This is a genomic window from Pantoea agglomerans NBRC 102470, from assembly GCF_001598475.1.
GTDB classification, from domain to species: Bacteria; Pseudomonadota; Gammaproteobacteria; order Enterobacterales; family Enterobacteriaceae; genus Pantoea; species Pantoea agglomerans.
The window spans coordinates 1-2,994 of sequence record NZ_BCZA01000020.1; the positions used below are offsets into that span (position 1 = coordinate 1).

The 2,994-nt window shown below is 54.0% G+C and carries 1 rRNA gene; it reads right to left on the reverse strand.

The annotated features are described in order from the left end of the window. Positions 1 to 20: 20 nt before the first annotated feature. Positions 21 to 2,929, reverse strand: a 23S ribosomal RNA gene (locus PAG01S_RS21390). Positions 2,930 to 2,994: the final 65 nt, after the last annotated feature.

Here is a 2,994-nt window from a genome sequence, read left to right on the forward strand (position 1 = left end):
AAAAACGCCTCTGGCGTTGTAAGGTTAAGCCTCACGGGTCATTAGTACCGGTTAGCTCAACGCATCGCTGCGCTTACACACCCGGCCTATCAACGTCGTAGTCTTCAACGTCCCTTCAGGACTCTCAAGGAGTCAGGGAGAACTCATCTCGGGGCAAGTTTCGTGCTTAGATGCTTTCAGCACTTATCTTTTCCGCACTTAGCTACCGGGCAATGCCATTGGCATGACAACCCGAACACCAGTGGTGCGTTCACTCCGGTCCTCTCGTACTAGGAGCAACCCCCCTCAATTCTCCAGCGCCCACGGCAGATAGGGACCGAACTGTCTCACGACGTTCTAAACCCAGCTCGCGTACCACTTTAAACGGCGAACAGCCGTACCCTTGGGACCTACTTCAGCCCCAGGATGTGATGAGCCGACATCGAGGTGCCAAACACCGCCGTCGATATGAACTCTTGGGCGGTATCAGCCTGTTATCCCCGGAGTACCTTTTATCCGTTGAGCGATGGCCCTTCCATTCAGAACCACCGGATCACTATGACCTGCTTTCGCACCTGCTCGAGCCGTCACTCTCGCAGTCAAGCCAGCTTATGCCATTGCACTAACCTCACGATGTCCGACCGTGATTAGCTGACCTTCGTGCTCCTCCGTTACTCTTTAGGAGGAGACCGCCCCAGTCAAACTACCCACCAGACACTGTCCGCAGCCCGGATCACGGGCCTACGTTAGAACATCAAACATTAAAGGGTGGTATTTCAAGGTTGGCTCCACGCAGACTGGCGTCCGCGCTTCAAAGCCTCCCACCTATCCTACACATCAAGGCTCAATGTTCAGTGTCAAGCTGTAGTAAAGGTTCACGGGGTCTTTCCGTCTTGCCGCGGGTACACTGCATCTTCACAGCGAGTTCAATTTCACTGAGTCTCGGGTGGAGACAGCCTGGCCATCATTACGCCATTCGTGCAGGTCGGAACTTACCCGACAAGGAATTTCGCTACCTTAGGACCGTTATAGTTACGGCCGCCGTTTACCGGGGCTTCGATCAAGAGCTTCTCCTTGCGGATAACCCCATCAATTAACCTTCCGGCACCGGGCAGGCGTCACACCGTATACGTCCACTTTCGTGTTTGCACAGTGCTGTGTTTTTAATAAACAGTTGCAGCCAGCTGGTATCTTCGACTGGCTTCGGCTCGGGGAGCAGGTCCCTCCACCTACGCGCCAGCGTGCCTTCTCCCGAAGTTACGGCACCATTTTGCCTAGTTCCTTCACCCGAGTTCTCTCAAGCGCCTTGGTATTCTCTACCTGACCACCTGTGTCGGTTTGGGGTACGATTCTGTGTTACCTGATGCTTAGAGGCTTTTCCTGGAAGCTGGGCATTTATCACTTCAGCACCGTAGTGCCTCGTCGTCACGCCTCAGCGTTAACAAGCGTCCGGATTTACCTGGACACTCCGCCTACACGCTTAAACCGGGACAACCGTCGCCCGGCTGATATAGCCTTCTCCGTCCCCCCTTCGCAGTAACACCGAGTACAGGAATATTAACCTGTTTCCCATCGACTACGCCTTTCGGCCTCGCCTTAGGGGTCGACTCACCCTGCTCCGATTAACGTTGAACAGGAACCCTTGGTCTTCCGGCGAGCGGGCTTTTCACCCGCTTTATCGTTACTTATGTCAGCATTCGCACTTCTGATACCTCCAGCATGCCTCACAGCACACCTTCGACGGCTTACAGAACGCTCCCCTACCCAACAACGCCTAAGCGTCGCTGCCGCAGCTTCGGTGCATGGTTTAGCCCCGTTACATCTTCCGCGCAGGCCGACTCGACCAGTGAGCTATTACGCTTTCTTTAAATGATGGCTGCTTCTAAGCCAACATCCTGGCTGTCTGTGCCTTCCCACATCGTTTCCCACTTAACCATGACTTTGGGACCTTAGCTGGCGGTCTGGGTTGTTTCCCTCTTCACGACGGACGTTAGCACCCGCCGTGTGTCTCCCGTGATAACATTCTTCGGTATTCGCAGTTTGCATCGGGTTGGTAAGCCGGGATGGCCCCCTAGCCGAAACAGTGCTCTACCCCCGAAGATGAGTTCACGAGGCGCTACCTAAATAGCTTTCGGGGAGAACCAGCTATCTCCCGGTTTGATTGGCCTTTCACCCCCAGCCACAGGTCATCCGCTAATTTTTCAACATTAGTCGGTTCGGTCCTCCAGTTAGTGTTACCCAACCTTCAACCTGCCCATGGCTAGATCACCGGGTTTCGGGTCTATACCCTGCAACTTAACGCCCAGTTAAGACTCGGTTTCCCTGCGGCTCCCCTATACGGTTAACCTTGCTACAGAATATAAGTCGCTGACCCATTATACAAAAGGTACGCAGTCACCCCCATAAAGAAGGCTCCCACTGCTTGTACGTACACGGTTTCAGGTTCTGTTTCACTCCCCTCGCCGGGGTTCTTTTCGCCTTTCCCTCACGGTACTGGTTCACTATCGGTCAGTCAGGAGTATTTAGCCTTGGAGGATGGTCCCCCCATATTCAGACAGGATACCACGTGTCCCGCCTTACTCATCGAGCTCACAGCTTGTGTGCTTTTGTGTACGGGAGTATCACCCTGTACCCTGCGACTTTCCAGACGCTTCCACTAACACACAAACTGATTCAGGCTCTGGGCTGCTCCCCGTTCGCTCGCCGCTACTGGGGGAATCTCGGTTGATTTCTTTTCCTCGGGGTACTTAGATGTTTCAGTTCCCCCGGTTCGCCTTGCAGCACTATGTATTCATGCTGCAATGATGCACAGAGTGCACCGGGTTTCCCCATTCGGACATCGACGGCTGTAGCGGTTCATATCACCTTACCGTCGCTTTACGCAGATTAGCACGTCCTTCATCGCCTCTGACTGCCTGGGCATCCACCGTGTACGCTTAGTCGCTTAACCTCACAACCCACAGGCGTTTTACAACGCTGCGAATTGCAAGCATTTGAGAGACTCGAACGCATCGC